This is a genomic window from Rhodanobacter thiooxydans (assembly GCF_021545845.1).
Taxonomy (GTDB): domain Bacteria; phylum Pseudomonadota; class Gammaproteobacteria; order Xanthomonadales; family Rhodanobacteraceae; genus Rhodanobacter.
On the sequence record NZ_CP088923.1, the window covers coordinates 3,104,419 to 3,119,762 of the forward strand.

General features: G+C 68.1%; 18 protein-coding genes, 1 pseudogene and 1 riboswitch. Of the genes and pseudogenes, 14 read left to right on the top strand and 5 right to left on the bottom strand.

Annotation, left to right across the window (positions count from 1 at the left end):
* The first annotated feature begins 2 nt into the window (after positions 1-2).
* Entirely contained in the window at positions 3-503 is a 501-nt protein-coding gene (locus LRK53_RS14130; RefSeq protein ID WP_027494026.1) for a hypothetical protein, read from the top strand.
* Positions 504-531: 28 nt separating this feature from the next.
* On the opposite strand, the gene chaB is transcribed toward LRK53_RS14130, so the two are convergent.
* The 4 genes from chaB to LRK53_RS14150 form a co-directional block, all read right to left on the bottom strand.
* On the bottom strand, positions 532-759 hold the full coding sequence (gene chaB / locus LRK53_RS14135; RefSeq protein ID WP_027494027.1) for a putative cation transport regulator ChaB: 228 nt from the start codon (positions 757-759) through the stop codon (positions 532-534).
* A 104-nt stretch (positions 760-863) separates the two neighbouring features.
* On the bottom strand, positions 864-1,454 hold the full coding sequence (locus tag LRK53_RS14140; RefSeq protein WP_027494028.1) for a DNA-3-methyladenine glycosylase: 591 nt from the start codon (positions 1,452-1,454) through the stop codon (positions 864-866).
* Between the two features lie 63 nt (positions 1,455-1,517).
* Positions 1,518-1,979 (bottom strand): carboxymuconolactone decarboxylase family protein, encoded by a 462-nt coding sequence (locus LRK53_RS14145; protein ID WP_027494029.1) that lies wholly within the window; start codon positions 1,977-1,979, stop codon positions 1,518-1,520.
* A gap of 33 nt (positions 1,980-2,012) precedes the next feature.
* Positions 2,013-2,858: an isocitrate lyase/PEP mutase family protein gene (locus LRK53_RS14150; protein WP_027494030.1), complete on the bottom strand. Its 846-nt coding sequence runs from the start codon at positions 2,856-2,858 to the stop codon at positions 2,013-2,015.
* A 106-nt stretch (positions 2,859-2,964) separates the two neighbouring features.
* On the opposite strand from LRK53_RS14150, the gene LRK53_RS14155 reads away from it, so the two are divergent.
* Entirely contained in the window at positions 2,965-4,107 is a 1,143-nt protein-coding gene (locus tag LRK53_RS14155) for a DUF2235 domain-containing protein (RefSeq protein WP_027494031.1), read from the top strand.
* A gap of 264 nt (positions 4,108-4,371) precedes the next feature.
* On the opposite strand, the gene LRK53_RS14160 is transcribed toward LRK53_RS14155, so the two are convergent.
* Positions 4,372-5,640 (bottom strand): multidrug effflux MFS transporter, encoded by a 1,269-nt coding sequence (locus LRK53_RS14160; RefSeq protein WP_027494032.1) that lies wholly within the window; start codon positions 5,638-5,640, stop codon positions 4,372-4,374.
* A 76-nt stretch (positions 5,641-5,716) separates the two neighbouring features.
* Positions 5,717-5,819, top strand: a riboswitch (Fluoride riboswitch).
* Between the two features lie 70 nt (positions 5,820-5,889).
* Here LRK53_RS14160 and crcB point away from each other — a divergent pair.
* From crcB to LRK53_RS14215, 12 genes and pseudogenes are all read left to right on the top strand, one after another.
* Positions 5,890-6,276 (top strand): fluoride efflux transporter CrcB, encoded by a 387-nt coding sequence (gene crcB, locus LRK53_RS14165; RefSeq protein ID WP_027494033.1) that lies wholly within the window; start codon positions 5,890-5,892, stop codon positions 6,274-6,276.
* Between the two features lie 15 nt (positions 6,277-6,291).
* Positions 6,292-6,630 (top strand): DUF190 domain-containing protein, encoded by a 339-nt coding sequence (locus LRK53_RS14170; RefSeq protein WP_027494034.1) that lies wholly within the window; start codon positions 6,292-6,294, stop codon positions 6,628-6,630.
* Between the two features lie 32 nt (positions 6,631-6,662).
* A complete protein-coding gene (cfa, locus tag LRK53_RS14175; protein WP_027494035.1) occupies positions 6,663-7,781 on the top strand; it encodes a cyclopropane fatty acyl phospholipid synthase in 1,119 nt (372 codons plus the stop codon).
* Positions 7,782-8,005: 224 nt separating this feature from the next.
* Positions 8,006-9,361, top strand: a complete 1,356-nt coding sequence (locus LRK53_RS14180; RefSeq protein WP_027494036.1) for a dihydrolipoyl dehydrogenase family protein — start codon at positions 8,006-8,008, stop codon at positions 9,359-9,361.
* Positions 9,362-9,563: 202 nt separating this feature from the next.
* Positions 9,564-9,689: a hypothetical protein gene (locus tag LRK53_RS14185; RefSeq protein WP_338109826.1), complete on the top strand. Its 126-nt coding sequence runs from the start codon at positions 9,564-9,566 to the stop codon at positions 9,687-9,689.
* Between the two features lie 116 nt (positions 9,690-9,805).
* Positions 9,806-10,213 (top strand): MAPEG family protein, encoded by a 408-nt coding sequence (locus LRK53_RS14190; RefSeq protein ID WP_027494037.1) that lies wholly within the window; start codon positions 9,806-9,808, stop codon positions 10,211-10,213.
* A 95-nt stretch (positions 10,214-10,308) separates the two neighbouring features.
* Positions 10,309-11,181 carry a TraB/GumN family protein gene (locus LRK53_RS14195; protein ID WP_027494038.1) on the top strand — a complete coding sequence of 291 codons (873 nt, stop codon included), beginning with the start codon at positions 10,309-10,311 and terminating at the stop codon, positions 11,179-11,181.
* Between the two features lie 194 nt (positions 11,182-11,375).
* Complete coding sequence (parC, locus tag LRK53_RS14200) at positions 11,376-13,613, top strand: DNA topoisomerase IV subunit A (RefSeq protein WP_027494039.1); 2,238 nt, start codon at positions 11,376-11,378, stop codon at positions 13,611-13,613.
* Positions 13,614-13,818: 205 nt separating this feature from the next.
* Positions 13,819-14,244, top strand: a complete 426-nt coding sequence (locus tag LRK53_RS14205) for a hypothetical protein (protein WP_027494040.1) — start codon at positions 13,819-13,821, stop codon at positions 14,242-14,244.
* A 208-nt stretch (positions 14,245-14,452) separates the two neighbouring features.
* On the top strand, positions 14,453-14,776 hold the full coding sequence (locus LRK53_RS14210; protein WP_037090532.1) for a nucleotidyltransferase family protein: 324 nt from the start codon (positions 14,453-14,455) through the stop codon (positions 14,774-14,776).
* A gap of 94 nt (positions 14,777-14,870) precedes the next feature.
* Positions 14,871-15,107 (top strand): annotated as a pseudogene (locus LRK53_RS19320) (HepT-like ribonuclease domain-containing protein).
* An 85-nt stretch (positions 15,108-15,192) separates the two neighbouring features.
* The gene (locus LRK53_RS14215) at positions 15,193-15,330 is read left to right on the top strand and encodes a hypothetical protein (protein WP_235642336.1); all 138 of its coding nucleotides are present in this window, start codon (positions 15,193-15,195) and stop codon (positions 15,328-15,330) included.
* The last annotated feature ends 14 nt before the right edge of the window (positions 15,331-15,344 follow it).

The window sequence follows — 15,344 nt, forward strand, 5'->3', positions numbered from 1 at the left end:
CCATGCTCCCCGACACTCCTCCCGCCCGCGGCGACGACCCGGCCAGCAGCGTGCTGCGCCTGGGCCAGATCGGCTTCGATGCGCCTGCTGCCCTGCTCGATCGCTTCGGCCTCAAGCTCCAGCGCGTGGCGCCCGGTGAACCGATTCCAGGCAGCTTCTGGGGCGACGAGGAGGCCGGCATCATCGGCAGCACCGTCTACGCCCGCGACGACACCCCGGTGCACTCGCTGCTGCACGAGGCCTGCCACCTGATCGTGCTGCCACCGGAAAGACGTCCAGACGTCCATACCGACGCCACCGATTCGATCGAGGAGGAGGACGCCACCTGCTGCCTGCAGATCGTGCTGGCCGACGAACTGCCCGACGTGGGGTGCGAGCGCCTGATGCGCGACATGGATGCCTGGGGCTACACGTTCCGGCTCGGCTCGGCGCGCGCCTGGTTCGAGCGCGACGCCGACAATGCCCGCGACTTCCTCAAGGCACGCGGCCTGCCGCACGCGTGACACGCGAATCCCGAATCCCGAATCCCGGCTACCTGGCGTGCCAGTCGCCATCGCCGCCTTTCTCGTACTTCTTCTTGACCGCGGCCCAGGCCACCTTGTGTGCGGCCTCCTCGCGCGACTCGCTGCCGCGGCGATGATCCTTGTCGGCGTAGTCGTCCCAGGCGCTGTTGAACGCCTCCTTGTAGATTTCCTGTGCATGTTTCGGCACGTGCTCGCGCACGCTGTCGGGCAGTTCGCTGATGGATGCGTAAGGCACGGCGCGGACCCCGCAATGGACGAGTGATGCCGACCACCGTGGGCCATGCGCGATCAAGCCACCGTCAACCGCACGTGCTCGCCACGACAACACGGCGACGCCGTTCAGCGACGCGAGACGTGCGGCTCGCCCGGCACGTACCAGCGCCAGCGTTCGTCGGCCGCGCGGGTAATGCCGACGCGCGTAGTAGCCACCGGCGCAACGGGCGGCGGCACGCCATCGTCGACGATGCTGAAGCCGCCGGCGCCGCCGACCAGGTCGAGGCCATCCTGTGCGCGGCCGATGCCCATGGCCTGGCACAGCCGCGCCGGCCCGCGGCACAGGTCGCGGTCGTGGCGGCAACCGGGCCGCACCGCCCGCATCGCGGCCAGCCCGCCCAGCGGTGCCAGTGCACGCAGCAACACCGCGACGCCTTCGCCTTCCTCGCCGCACACCGGGTTGCAGCACCAGTGCATGCCGTAAGTGAAGTACACGTAGAGCAGCCCCGGCGTGCCGAACATCGTCGCGTTGCGCGCCGTGCGGCCGCGCCAGGAATGCGCGGCCGGATCCGCCACCCCGCAGTAGGCCTCGGTTTCCACGATGCGACCGCTGCGGCCGTCCGCATTCAACAGCACCTTGTTCAGCAGGTCGGGGGCGACCGCGCGCGGGTCGCGCCGGTAGAAGGCGCGACCCAGCGCTACGGGTCGGTCAGGCATGCCTGCGCGGCCACAGCGCGGAAGCCGGTGCCGGCCAGCGACGGGGCCGCAGCGGCGCCATGCTCAGCCCGCCGGCTTCGGCTGGTAGCTGCCCACGTCTGCGTGAAAACCGATCGCCAGCCGGTTCCAGCCGTTGATGGTGATGATGGCCAGGGTGAGGTCGACCATCGCCTTTTCGTCGAACTGCGCGCGCACCTCCTCGTACAGGGCATCGGGCAGTTCGTTCGTCGACACCAGGGTGACCGCCTCGGCCCAGGCCAGCGCGGCCCGCTCGCGTGCCGAGTAGAACGGCGCCTCGCGCCACGCCGCCAGCACGTGCAGGCGCTGCTCCGTCTCGCCGGCAGCGCGCGCGTCCTTGCTGTGCATGTCCAGGCAGTACGCGCAACCGTTGATCTGCGACACCCGCATCTTCACCAGCTCGACCAGCGAATGCTCCAGGCCGGAGCCCTGCACATACATCTCCAGGCCCAGCATGGCCTTCAGGCCCGTGGGTGCCACCTTGCCGTACTCGATACGCTTGCTCACTACAGACTCCTCGATGAAAAACTGCTGCGCCGCTCAGCCGCGCTCGAACAGCCGCTGTGCGTCCGCATAGGTGAAGGTGGCGGCCAAACCGTCGAAGCGACCGCTCTCCAGCAGCGCTGCCGCCGCGCGATCCACCGCCGCCAGCGCCAGCGTGGCAAAGCGCGTGGCCGTGCTGACGCGGGCCACGCCGAGCCGGGCCAGCTCGGCCAGGTCGGGCATGCCGGGGCCGGCGGCCACGTTGACCGCTGCGTCGACCGCGCGCACCAGCGCGGCCAGTGTGGCGCGGTCGCCCAGCCCGATCGGATAGATGCCGTCGGCACCCGCCGCCAGATAAGCCTGCGCACGTTGCACGGCATCGGCAAGCGGCACGGCCGGGTCGGCGACGTGCTGCATCCAGTTGTCCACCCGCGCGTTGATCACAATCGGCACGCCGGCCGCCTCGGCGGCGCCACGCGCAGCGCGAATCCGCGCCGCGGCTTCCGCGACGGGTCGCAGCGGGCCGTGGCCGGGACGGCCGTCTTCCAGGTTGATGCCCACCGCGCCGGCCGCGATCACCGCGCGCACCGTGGCGGCCACCGCCTCCGGTGTCTCGCCATAGCCGGTCTCGATGTCCGCCGTCACCGGCAGGTCGACCACCCGCACGATCCGCGCGATCGCCGCCAGCACCTCGGTCAGCGGTGCCTGCTCGCCGTCGGCGTAGCCGAGCGACCAGGCCATGCCGGCGCTGGTGGTGGCGATCGCCGCGAAGCCGCGCTGCGCGAACAGCTGCGCGCTGCCCGCATCCCACGCATTGGGCAGCAGCAGGATCGCCGTACGGTCATGCATCCTGCGGAACGCGTGCGCCTTGTCGACCTGCCTGTCCACCGTGGCGTCTGCCATCGCCTGTTGTCAGGGCGCATAGAGTACACCTGCGGGCTGCGCCCGGCACTGGCCCGGCGCAGCACCGAGGCCTAGAGTTGCCCTGCGCAATCCCGCTGGAGGCACCATGACCGCACGCCGGCTCGCACTGCTGTTCGACGGCACCTGGAACAAGCCCGAGTCGGACACCAACGTGGAGCGCCTGCGCCGGCTGATCGCGCCGCGCGATGGGGGCGGCCATGCGCAGCTGGTCAACTACATTCCCGGCGTGGGCGTAAAGCGCGGCATCGCCCACCTGCTTGGCGGCGCGTTCGGCTACGGCCTGTCCGGCAACGTGCTCGATGGCTACCGCTGGCTGTGCGAAACCTGGCAGCCCGGCGACCTGCTCTACCTGTTCGGCTTCAGCCGCGGCGCCTATACCGCACGCAGCCTCGGCGGGATGATCCGCAAATGCGGCCTGCTCCGCTGCGACCGCCACGGCAGCGTGGCCAGGGCCGACGTCGCTGCCGCGTACGACGTCTATCGCGACACCCGCTGCAGGCCCGACGATCCGGTCGCGGTGGAATTCCGCGCCGACCATTCGATCGTGGTCGATATCCACTTCATCGGCGTGTGGGACACCGTCGGCTCGCTCGGCATCCCGGGCACCGCCTCGTGGTTTCCCTACGCGCGCAAGCGCTACCAGTTCCACGACACCGAACTCAGCAAGATCGTGAAGTACGCCTACCAGGCGCTGGCGCTGGACGAGCACCGCGCCGACTTTGCGCCCACGGTATGGACGCGCAACCCGTACACGGTGAAGCCCGGCGAAACACTGACCTCCAAGAAGGCCGAGCAGATCGAAATCGAGCAGCGCTGGTTCATCGGCGCGCACGCCGACGTCGGCGGCGGCAACGACTGCGACGGTGCCGGACGCCGACCCGACCCGCTGCCCGGGCTGCCGCTGGCCTGGCTGCAGCGCAAGGCGATCGCCGCCGGGCTGGCCTGCCATGCGCTGTTCATGCCGGAAGACGACGCCGCCAGCGGCGTGCCGCGCAATTCGTACGCGGAATTCATGGACGGCCTCTACAAGGTATTCAAGCCACCGTTCGACCGCATGCTCGGCACCGGCGTCAACGAGAAAATCGACGGTTCGGTATGGCAACGCTGGCTCGCCGATGGCAGCTATCGCTCGCCTTCGCTGGTCAGGGCCCTGGCCGACAGCAGCACACTGGTATTGACGGATGCCGTAGCGCGCGTCCCCGCGGCCATGCCGGATTCACCGGCGTAGCCGGTGCGGCGACGCCTCAGAGCTTGTGAAGAAAACCACATCCTGTGGTTTTCTTCAGTCGCGAGTCCGGTACACGCCCGGACTCGCTCACATGAAACAGTCACTGGCGTGACTGTTTCATGCCCGGCCCTCGGGCAACCGCTCCTGCGTTGCCTCAACTCGGGCATCGGGCAACCGCTCCCTGCGTTGCCTCAACTCGGGCATCCATGCCCTCGCCATGCCCTCGCCGTGGCCGGCCTGAGAGGTTGGAAAAATCACAACCTCTCAGCGCGGCTCGGCGATCCCCGCCTGGATCCCGGCGACCGTATCGACGTCGGCCAGCGGCTGCTCCAGCGCCCGGCGCGTGATGCGGTAGTACCACCACCACGCCAGCACGCCGAGCAGGGTCAGCGCCGACGCGCCCAGCGCCAGCTGCAGCATGTCGCCCGACAGCAGCGGCGACATCACCCCCGCCACGAAGCTGCACAGCATCAGGCTGGCGAAGGCCTGCACCGAGGAGATCCCGCCGCGATGGTGCGGGAAGCGGTCCAGCAGCAGCAGCGTGAGCGTGGGGAATGCCAGCTGCACGCCGATGGCGTGCAGGATCAGCGGCAGCATCGACCACGGCAGCCGCGGCGCAGGCAGCGCCAGCGCCAGCAACAGGTGCGCCGCACACGCCAGCAGCATCACCGCATAACCCAGGCTCACGGTGAACTTCGCGCTGCGGCGCTCGGCCATCCGGCCGGACAGCCAGGCGCCGCCGATCAGCCCGCTCACCACTGGCACGAACAACCACGGAAAACCCTGCGCCGACAGCTGCAGCAGCCCGCGCACGATGTGCGGCGCCGAGGCGATGTACAGGAACAGGCCGGCGAAATTCACCGAGCTGGAAACCAGCAGCGGCCAGAACACCCGGTCGCGGCCGAACGACAGGTAGCCGGCCAGCAGCGGTCGCGGCGCAAACCGCGTGCGCCGTGCCGGCGGATGGGTTTCGTCCAGGAACCGCTGCAGGGCCAGCGCCAGCAACAGCGCGAACACGGCCAGCAGCCAGAAAATGCCGTGCCAGCCATCGAGCGACAGCAGCAGCGCGCCGACCATCGGCGCGATCACCGGCGCCACCCCGAAGATCATCATCACCTGCGACATCAGCCGCTGCGCGGCCGGCCCTTCCAGGCTGTCGCGGATCACCGCCCGGCCCACCACCAGCCCGGCGCCGGCGGACATGCCCTGCAGCGCGCGGCAGGTCAGCAGCATGGCGAACGAGCTGGATACCGCCGCGCCCACCGACGCCGCCGCATACACCAGCAGGCCGGCGACGATCACCGGCTTGCGCCCCACCGCGTCGGAGATCGCGCCATGGAACAGGCTCATCGCGGCGTAGGTGGCCAGGTACACGCTGATCAGCTGCTGCAGCGCCGCGGCATCCACGCCGAAACGCGCACCGACCAGCGGGAATGCCGGGAACACCGCGTCGATCGAGAACGGCCCGATCATCGACAGCGCAGCCAGCAGCCACGGCAGGCTGCGGCGCACGGGACGGCGGGCTGGGGTCATGGCGGCGCGGGGCATCGGCGGGGCCGCGCAGTATAGATGCCTGCGCTTGACGGCGGGGTCGCCGGATCGACTAGGATTCCCCATCGGAGATGGCATGCCTCCCGTTCCGGCGTGCCCATGGGCACGCCGGAACCAACCGCTTAGCGCCCCGCGTCGAAGCTGATGATGCCTGCAGCCCCGGTTACCGGTGGCGCAGGCGTGCCTGCTGCCGCGGCAACCGGACACCTTGGATTGTCAGGAGGCATGCACGTGGGCTTGAATGGATTTGTGGCAATCGGCATCGGCGGCGCCCTGGGATGCTGGCTGCGCTGGGGCTTGGGCGTGCTGCTCAACCCCGTCTTTCCCACCCTGCCGCTGGGCACACTGGCGGCGAACCTTGCCGGCGGCCTGCTGATGGGCTGCGTGATGGGCCTGTTCGACCACTTCCAGACACTGTCGCCGGCGCTGCGATTGTTCGTGTTCACCGGCTTCCTCGGCGGGCTGACCACGTTCTCTACCTTTTCGGCGGAGTCGGCCACCCTGCTGCTGCGCCAGCAATACCTGTGGTTCAGCGGCCACGTGGCGGTGCACGTGGCCGGCTCGCTGGCGATGACCGTGCTCGGCATCGCGCTCACCCGCAGCCTGCTGCGCCACTGAACCCTGGAGCACCGCATGAACCGGGAAACCCTGCAACATGGCGTGCATCTGACCTTCTACTGCCACTCGCGCGCGAAGCACGATGGCATGCTGCTGTCCGAGTGGCTGCTGGAACAGGCCCGGGCTCATGGCATCGGCGGCGGTTCGGTGTTCCGCGCCGTCACCGGCTTCGGCCGCCATGGCGTGCTGCACGAGGAGCAGTTCTTCGAGCTGGCCGACGACCTGCCGGTGAAGATCGAGTTCCTGCTGCGCGAAGAGCAGGCCGAGCTGCTGCTGCAACTGGTGCGCCGCGCCGGCGTCGACGCAACGTATGCATATTCGCCGGCAAGCTTTGCGGTACTCGGCGGGCACTGACCGCACGAGCCTTTCCTACAGCGAGGCCACGCATGAGCCAGGACGACCTGAAGAATCGCGCCAGCGAGCTGCTCGAACACGCCGGCATCCGCATCGACGGCGACGCCCCGACCGACCTGCGCGTGCGCGACGAGCGCCTGTACGCGCGCGTGTTCGCGCACGGCTCGCTGGGCCTGGGCGAGGCCTACATGGACGGCTGGTGGGACGCCGACGACCTGCTCGCGCTGTTCACCCGCCTGCTCACCGCCGGGCTGGACCAGGAACTGAAGACGCTCGACACCCTGCTCGCCCACCTCAAGGCGCGCTTCGTCAACCTGCAGCGCGGCGAGCGCGCGTTCGAGATCGGCAAGGCCCACTACGACCTCGGCAACGACCTGTTCCAGGCCATGCTGGGCAAGCGCCTGGTGTACTCCTGCGGCTACTGGGCCAAGGCCGACAACCTCGACGACGCGCAGGCGGCCAAGCTCGACCTGGTCTGCCGCAAGCTGCAGCTGAAGACCGGCCAGCGCGTGCTGGACATCGGCTGCGGCTGGGGCGAGGCGCTGAAGTACGCAGCCGAACGCTACGGCGTCGAGGGCGTCGGCATCACCGTGTCGCAGCAGCAGGCCGACTACGCGCGCGAGCTGTGCGCCGGCCTGCCGATCGAGATCCGCCTCGAGGACTACCACGAGGTCAACGAACAGTTCGACGCGGTGTACTCGATCGGCATGTTCGAGCACGTCGGTGGCAGGAACTACCGCGCCTACTTCGAAACCGTGCGCCGCTGCCTGAAGAACGGCGGCCTCTCGCTGCTGCATTGCATCGGCAGCAACGGCGCGCCGGCGCAGCCCGACCCGTGGATCGAGAAGTACATCTTCCCGAACTCGATGATCCCCGCCGCCAGCCAGCTCACCGTCGCACTGGAGGACCTGTTCGTGGTCGAGGACTGGCACAACTTCGGTGCCGACTACGACCGCACCCTGAGCGCCTGGCGCGCCAACATCGAAGCCGCCTGGCCCAGCCTGCCGGCCAGCTACGACGAACGCTTCCGGCGCATGTGGCGCTACTACCTGGCCGTCTCCGCCGCGGTGTTCCGCAGCCGCCGCGACCAGCTGTGGCAACTCACCTTGAGCCCGCACGGGGTGCCCGGCGGGTATCGCGTGCCGCGCTGAGCGGGCCGCGCGGTTGCCTGCGCGGCCGTCATGGCAAAGAAACGCCACACGGCCAGTCCCTGTGCCGCCCGAACGGCGGCCGGATGGCGATGTACGATGACCACTTGCGCCAGAAAGCCCCGGGGACACAAGACGCCCCTGCAAGCGAGGCAAGCGTGGCGTCAGAGGCGGCGCGATCTCGTTGTTGGACGACTGAATAACCAGACGGGACTGGACAGAATGCCATGACCGATACATACGACTATGACCTGCTCGTGATCGGCGCCGGCACCGGCGGCAATGGTGTCGCCCGGATGGCCGCGAAGGCGGGCTGGAACGTCGCCATCATCGACAGCCTGCCCTATGGTGGCACCTGTGCGTTGCGCGGGTGCGACCCCAAAAAGATGCTGATCGCCGTCACCGAAGGCGTGGAATGGGCGCACAACCTGAAGGGCAAAGGGCTTGACGCCCACACCTCGATCGACTGGCCCGCCATGATGGCGTTCAAGCGCAGCTTTACCGATGTCATGCCGTCGCGGATCGAGGCGGGAATGCAGCGCGCAGGAGTGGCCACGCTGCACGGCGACGTGCGTTTTACCGGTCCGGATACGGTCGAGGTCAACGGCGCCACGCTGCGCGCGAAGCACTTCCACCTGGCTACCGGCGCACGGCCGATGACGCTGAACATCCCCGGCGAAGATCTGCTGCTCACCAGCACCGAGTTTCTTGAGCTGCCGGAGACGCCACAGAAGATCGCCTTCGTCGGCGGCGGCTTCATCGCCATGGAGTTCGCCCATGTGGCCAAGCGGGCGGGAGCCAGCGAAGTCACCGTCCTGGAGATGGCCGAGCGCCCCTTGGGCAATTTCGATCCGGATCTGGTCGATCTCCTGGCCGATGCCACGACCGCATTGGGCATCCATCTGCAAACCCAGGCCAAGGTCCGGAAGATCGAGCAGACCGGCGAGGCATATACCGTGACCTATGAAACGCCCTTTGGCGTCGAGACCCTCACCTGCGAGCGTGTCGTGCATGGCGGCGGCCGGGTGCCGAACATCGAGCACCTGAATCTGGCGGCGGCGGGCGTCGAAAGCGGTCGGCGCGGCATCACGGTGAGTCCCTACATGCGAACCACCAATCCCGCGATTTTCGCCGCCGGCGATTGCGCCGATAGCGGTCCGAACCTTACGCCGGTTTCGGCTTACGAGGCACGCATTGCGGGCAAGAACCTACTGGCCGGCAAAGACGAGCACGCGATCCGATACCCGCCGATCCCGAGTGTTGTGTTCACGTTGCCGCCGGTGGCCGCCGTCGGACTGTCCGAAGCCACGGCGCACGAGCGCGGCCTCCAATTCGACGTCAAATTCGAGAAAACCAGTGGCTGGTATTCCTCGCTGCGCGTCGGGGCGCGCAGAAGCGCTTACAAGACGCTCGTCGAGCGCGGGACGGGCCTGATCCTGGGCGCGCATGTGTTGGGGCCCGGTGCCGAGGAACAAATCAACCTGTTCGCGATGGCGATGGGTGCGGGCCTGACCGCCAAGCAGATCAAGGCCACCATCTTTGCCTATCCGAGCTTCGCCTCCGACATTAGTTCGATGGTGTAGTTCCGGCGCGACGACGCGCTCGCGCGGGGCGAGCCGCCGATGCGAGAACGGCACGGCCAGTTCGGCGCGTACACCCGGCCACCTCGGGCAAGGCATCCGCTCCGTGGACCGACGCAGTAGTCAGGGGCGCCAAGATGATCGATATATGACGTCACACGACCGGTTGCCGCACGCCGATGCCCTTCCCATGCCGGATCCGGTCATGCTGGACGCCAGCGCGGCGGCGGCCGTGCACGACATCCTGACAGAAGCAGCGCCGGCCAATACCGCGCGAAGCTATGCCAACGCCCTGCGCTACTGGGTGGCATGGTTTGCCGGGCGCTACTGAAATAACGGAACGGAGGAAATCAAGTCGGCTCTTCGAGCAAAGTAGAGGCAGGTGATCAATTTGATTCAATCACCTGCACCCCCGAAACATCACCACACGCGAATCGCAGACCGGACATGACCACCTCAGCCCTGATACTCACCCTGTTTCTCGCCTGGACGCTGCTCCTGCTGGCCGTCATGGAGGCGCTGCGCGGCTACCTCGTTGCCACGGGCCGCGTCCGTTCGAATGAGTTCAAGCCCGACAACTCGAATCTTTCGCCGTTCATGCAGCGGCTCGCCCGCGCACACGCCAACTGCGTCGAGAGCCTGCCGGTCTTCGGCGGCCTGCTGCTGGTCGCCATCGTGGTGGGCCGGACGGAAGTCACGGATACGCTCGCACCCTGGCTGCTGGGCGCCCGGATCGTCCAGTCCGGCATCCATCTGACCTCGACCAGCGTCATCGCCGTCAATGCCCGCTTCACCGCCTTCGCCATACAAATGGGCATCGGCCTCTACTGGACCTGGCTGCTGCTCGGCCTGTAGTCGCGGATGGCCATCGAAAGCCGCGCGGGTTCGGTGCCGGGACTTTCTCCTCGCGGTCGATTGAACGGCGGTGGGCCAGCCGCGACACTCCCGGCATGAAGACCACGCTCACCCTGCGCCTGCTCGCCTGCCTCACTCTGCTGCTCACCTGCACTTCGGTGCTGGCGAAACCGGCCCTGTGGGTGGTGAAGGATGCCGATACCACCATCTACCTGTTCGGCACCGTGCACCTGATGCCGCGCGACGCCGGCTGGCACGACCCCGCGCTGGACCGGGCGCTGGCGAACAGCCGCACGCTGTACATCGAGCTGACCGACGACGACCCGGCGAACATGGCCGCGCTGGTGCTGCGCTACGGGATGGATGCGACGCATCCGTTGTCCGCCCAGCTCAGCCCGTCGGAAGCGCATCGGCTGGACCTGCTGGCGAACAAGCTCGGCGTGCCCGGCGGCGTGCAGACGCTGAACGTGATGCGGCCGTGGCTGGCGGCGCTGACGCTGGCGGTGGTGCCGCTGCAGAAAGCCGGGCTCGACCCGGAGCACGGCGTGGACAAGCAGCTGAAGGCGCAGATGAGCGCCGCCGGCAAGCCGGTGCTGGGGCTGGAAACCGCCGAGCAGCAGATCCGCTTTCTCGCCGACATGCCGCGCTCCGTTGAACTGGCGTTGCTGCGCTCGACCATGCGCGATGCCGACAAGGGTTCGATCCTGCTCACCGAACTGATCGACGCCTGGAAGGCCGGCAACGTGGACGCCATTGCCCGCATCGGCAACGACGACATGCGCCGGCACGAACCGAAGCTGTACCAGTTGCTGCTGGTACAGCGCAACGAGGCGTGGGCAACGAAGATCGCCACCATGCTGCAGCAGCCGGGCACCGTCTTCATCGCGGTCGGCGCCGCCCACTTGGCCGGACCGGACAGCGTGCAGGCGCAGTTGCGGCAGATGGGCATCGAGGCCGTGCGCCAGTAAGTCCCTCGTAGGAGTCCGCTCGCGGGCGACGCTTCTGCTCTTGCGAATCCCGAATCCCGAATCCCGAATCCCGAATCCCGAATCCCGGCCCCAACAGCATCGCCGGCCAGCGGGCTCCTACAAGAGCCCGCTGCTTTCTGGCACCATCGACCGGTTATCCCGCGCGTCGCGCGCCACTTCCCCGATGTAACCGCATGAACCCGCAAGCCAATTACGAACAGATCCCGCTGAAGGAATACGCCGAGCGGGCCTATCTCGATTACTCCATGTACGTGGTGCTGGACCGCGCGCTGCCGTTCGTGGGCGACGGCCTGAAGCCGGTGCAGCGGCGCATCATCTACGCGATGAGCGAGCTGGGGCTGGCCGCCACGGCGAAGCCGAAGAAGTCGGCGCGCACCATCGGCGACGTGATCGGCAAGTTCCATCCGCACGGCGATTCCTCGTGCTACGAGGCGATGGTGCTGATGGCGCAGCCGTTCTCTTACCGCTACCCGCTGGTCGACGGCCAGGGCAACTTCGGTTCGCCGGACGACCCGAAGAGCTTCGCGGCGATGCGCTACACCGAATCCAAGCTCAGCCCGATCGCCGAGGCGCTGCTGGGCGAGCTGGGCCAGGGCACGGTGGACTGGGTGCCGAACTTCGACGGCACGCTGGAGGAACCGAGCTGGCTGCCCGCGCGCGTGCCACACGTACTGCTGAACGGCTCGATGGGCATCGCGGTGGGCATGGCAACCGACATTCCGCCGCACAACCTGCGCGAACTGGCCGCCGCCTGCATCCGTCTGCTGGACGAGCCGGACGCCAGCGTCGCCGAGCTGTGCGAGCACGTGCGCGGCCCGGACTACCCGACCGAGGCGGAGATCATCACCCCGCGCACCGACCTGCTGGCGATGTACCAGAGCGGCGGCGGTTCGGTGCGTGCCCGCGCGGTGTACCGGCGCGAGGAAGGCAACATCGTGATCACCGCGCTGCCGCACCAGGTCAGCCCGTCGAAGATCCTCGAACAGATCGCCGCGCAGATGCGCGCGAAGAAGCTGCCGATGATCGAGGACCTGCGCGACGAGTCCGACCACGAGAATCCGACCCGCCTGGTGATCGTGCTGTGCTCGAACCGCGTGGACGCCGACGAGACCATGCAGCACCTGTTCGCCACCACCGACCTGGAAAAGAGCTTCCGCATCAACCTCAACATGATCGGCCTGGACGGCCGGCCCCAGGTGAAGGACCTGAAGAAGATCCTCACCGAATGGCTGGCGTTCCGTACCAACACGGTCACCCGTCGGCTCAACCATCGCCTGGCCAAGGTCGAGCGCCGCCTGCACCTGCTGGAAGGCCTGCGCATCGCCTACCTCAACCTCGACGAAGTGATCCGCATCGTGCGCAGCGAGGACGAACCCAGGCCAGTGCTGATGGCGCGCTTCAGGCTCAGCGAGGAGCAGACCGACTACATCCTGGAGACCCGCCTGCGCCAGCTGGCCCGCCTGGAGGAAATGAAGATCAACGCCGAGCGCGACCAGCTCGAAGAGGAGCGCGCACGCATCAACGTGTTGCTGAAATCGCCGGCCAAGCTGAAGGGTTTGATCAAGGACGAGCTGCGCGCGGACGCGGCGAAATTCGGCGACGAGCGCCGCTCGCCGCTGGTCGAGCGCGAGGTGGCGCATGCGCTGGACGAGAGCGCGCTGGTGGCCAGCGAGCCGGTCACCGTGGTGCTCTCGCAGAAAGGCTGGGCGCGCGCGGCGAAGGGCCACGACGTCGACGCCGATGCGCTCAACTACCGCGAGGGCGATGGCCTGCTCGCCGCGGTGAAGGCGCGCACCACGCAGCAGGTGGCGTTCATCGACTCCACCGGCCGCGCCTATTCCACGCTGGCGCACACGCTACCCTCGGCGCGCGGCAATGGCGAGCCGCTGACCGGTCGCTTCAGCCCCGCCGCGGGTGCCAGCTTCGACGCGCTGATCGCCGGCGACAACGACACCCGGCTGGTGCTCGCCACCGACTTCGGCTACGGCTTCGTCACCCGCTTCGAAGCGCTCACCGGCCGCAACAAGGCCGGCAAGCAAATCATCTCGCTCAGCGACGGCGCGAAGGTGCTGGCGCCGCAGGCCAGCGCCGACCCGGCGCGCGACCGCATCGTGGTGGTCAGCAGCGAAGGCCACCTGCTGATGTTCTCGGTGGCCGAGCTGCCGGAACTGGACAAGGGCAAAGGCAACAAGCTGATCGAGATTCCGAAGAAGCAGCTGGCGGAAGGCGAACGCGTGGCCGGCGTCGCGGTGGTCAGCGAGGGCAAGGGCGAAGTCACCATGTACGCCGGCGCGCGCAAGCTCACCCTGAAATGGGCCGACCTGGTCGAATACGGCGGCGCCCGCGCCAGCCGCGGCGGCCTGCTGCCGCGCGGCCTGCGCCGCGTCGAGCGGATCGAGACCACCAGCTGAACCACGCACCCGTTGTAGGAGCCCGCTCGCGGGCGATGCTTTTGCGAATCCCGAATCCCGAATGCCGAATCCCGGCCCTCAAAAGCATCGCCCGCGAGCGGGCTCCTACGATGGAAAGGAACTTGCCGTCGTTGCGCCTTTCCAACAGGGATGTACACGCCGACGCAGCCTCGCGCGTTGGATACGTGACAGTCTCGGAGCACACATGAACATCCCACGTTTTCTTCCCGCCCTGCTGGCCGTACTGCTCGCCGCGCCGGCCGGGGCGCAGAGCACCGGCAAACCGCTGAACCTGAAACTGCCGCCCAGCAGCCTGCCTGCCGCCAGCAGCACCGCCGCAGCAACCGCCCGCGACGCCCCCGGCACGTACTACGGCGACACCAGCGGGCGCATGGGCAACGCCGACGTCGCTGGCAGCAAGCGCCCCGACTGCGACGACTCCACCTACAACCAGCCGCAGATGCACGGCAGCGTCGGCATGGGCGTGTTCGGCGGCAACCACGTGAGCGGCAATTACCAGACCGGCACGGTGAACCTCCGCCAGGCGTTCGGCAGCTGCGACCACCCGAGCGGTGGCGTCAGCATCTCGGTCGGCGCCGGCAGCGGCCACTTCCACGATCGCGGTCATTGAATGTGGTGGTAGTGGCGCGTGTACCCAGGCGGCGCTTCGACTTCGTTCGCTGGCGCGAACTACGCTCAGCGTGACCGGTGCGGGGCGGCGGGTTTTCCCCGAGCCAGCCGCAAGGCTTCATGCTGCGCCCTGTGTAAATGGGCTCATCGCGGATCAGTGGGGGCGGATCGATCGCCACGCCCACATCGCCGCGCGCTATGCTGCCGCCATGAACATCGACGCGCCCTCACTGCAGCATCTGCAGGCCCACCGGGAGGGCCTGGCCACGCTGTGCCGCCGCCACCACGTGCGCCGACTGGCAGTGTTCGGCTCGGCGGCACGGGGCGAGGCCAAGGCCGGCAGCGATTACGACTTCCTGGTGGAGTTCGATACCTTGCCGCCGGGTGCTTACGCCACGGCTTTCTTCGGTCTGCATGAGGATTTGCAGGCGTTGCTGGGCGCGCCGGTCGAGCTGGTCGTGGAGCGCGCCATCCGCAACCCGTACTTCCGCCAGTCGGTACAAGCACAGCGCCAGGAGTTGTATGCGGCTTGAAACCGCCAAATATCTGTACGACGTGCAGAGCGCAGCCACTGCGCTGGCCGGGTTCGTGGACGGATACGACTAGGCGGGATACCAGCGCAATGCCATGCTGCGCGCCGCCGTGGAACGCCAGTTCGAAATCATCGGCGAGGCGCTAGCCCAGCTCTCCCGCCACGATATGGCGCTGCTGGCGTAGATCGAACACCACCGCCAGATCATCGCATTCCGCAACATACTGATCCATGGCTACGCGGAGGTCGACGATGCCCTGGTCTGGGATGTGGTGCAGTCACGACTGGAGCCGTTGCGCCGGCAGATAGACGAGCTGCTCGCGGGTCGCTGATGGCGGCGCGGGGTCACACCACAGCGCCGCCACCACAACGCCGCGCAACCCGCCGGGCGTCTACTACGGCGACACCAGCGGGCGCATGGGCAACGCCGACGTCGCCGGCAGCGAGCGCCCCGACTGCGACGACTCCACCTACAACCAGCCGCAGATGTACGGCAGCGTCGGCATGGGCGCGGTCGGCGCCGGCAGCGGCCACTTCCACGACCGTGGCCACTGACCGGGCAAAGCTAT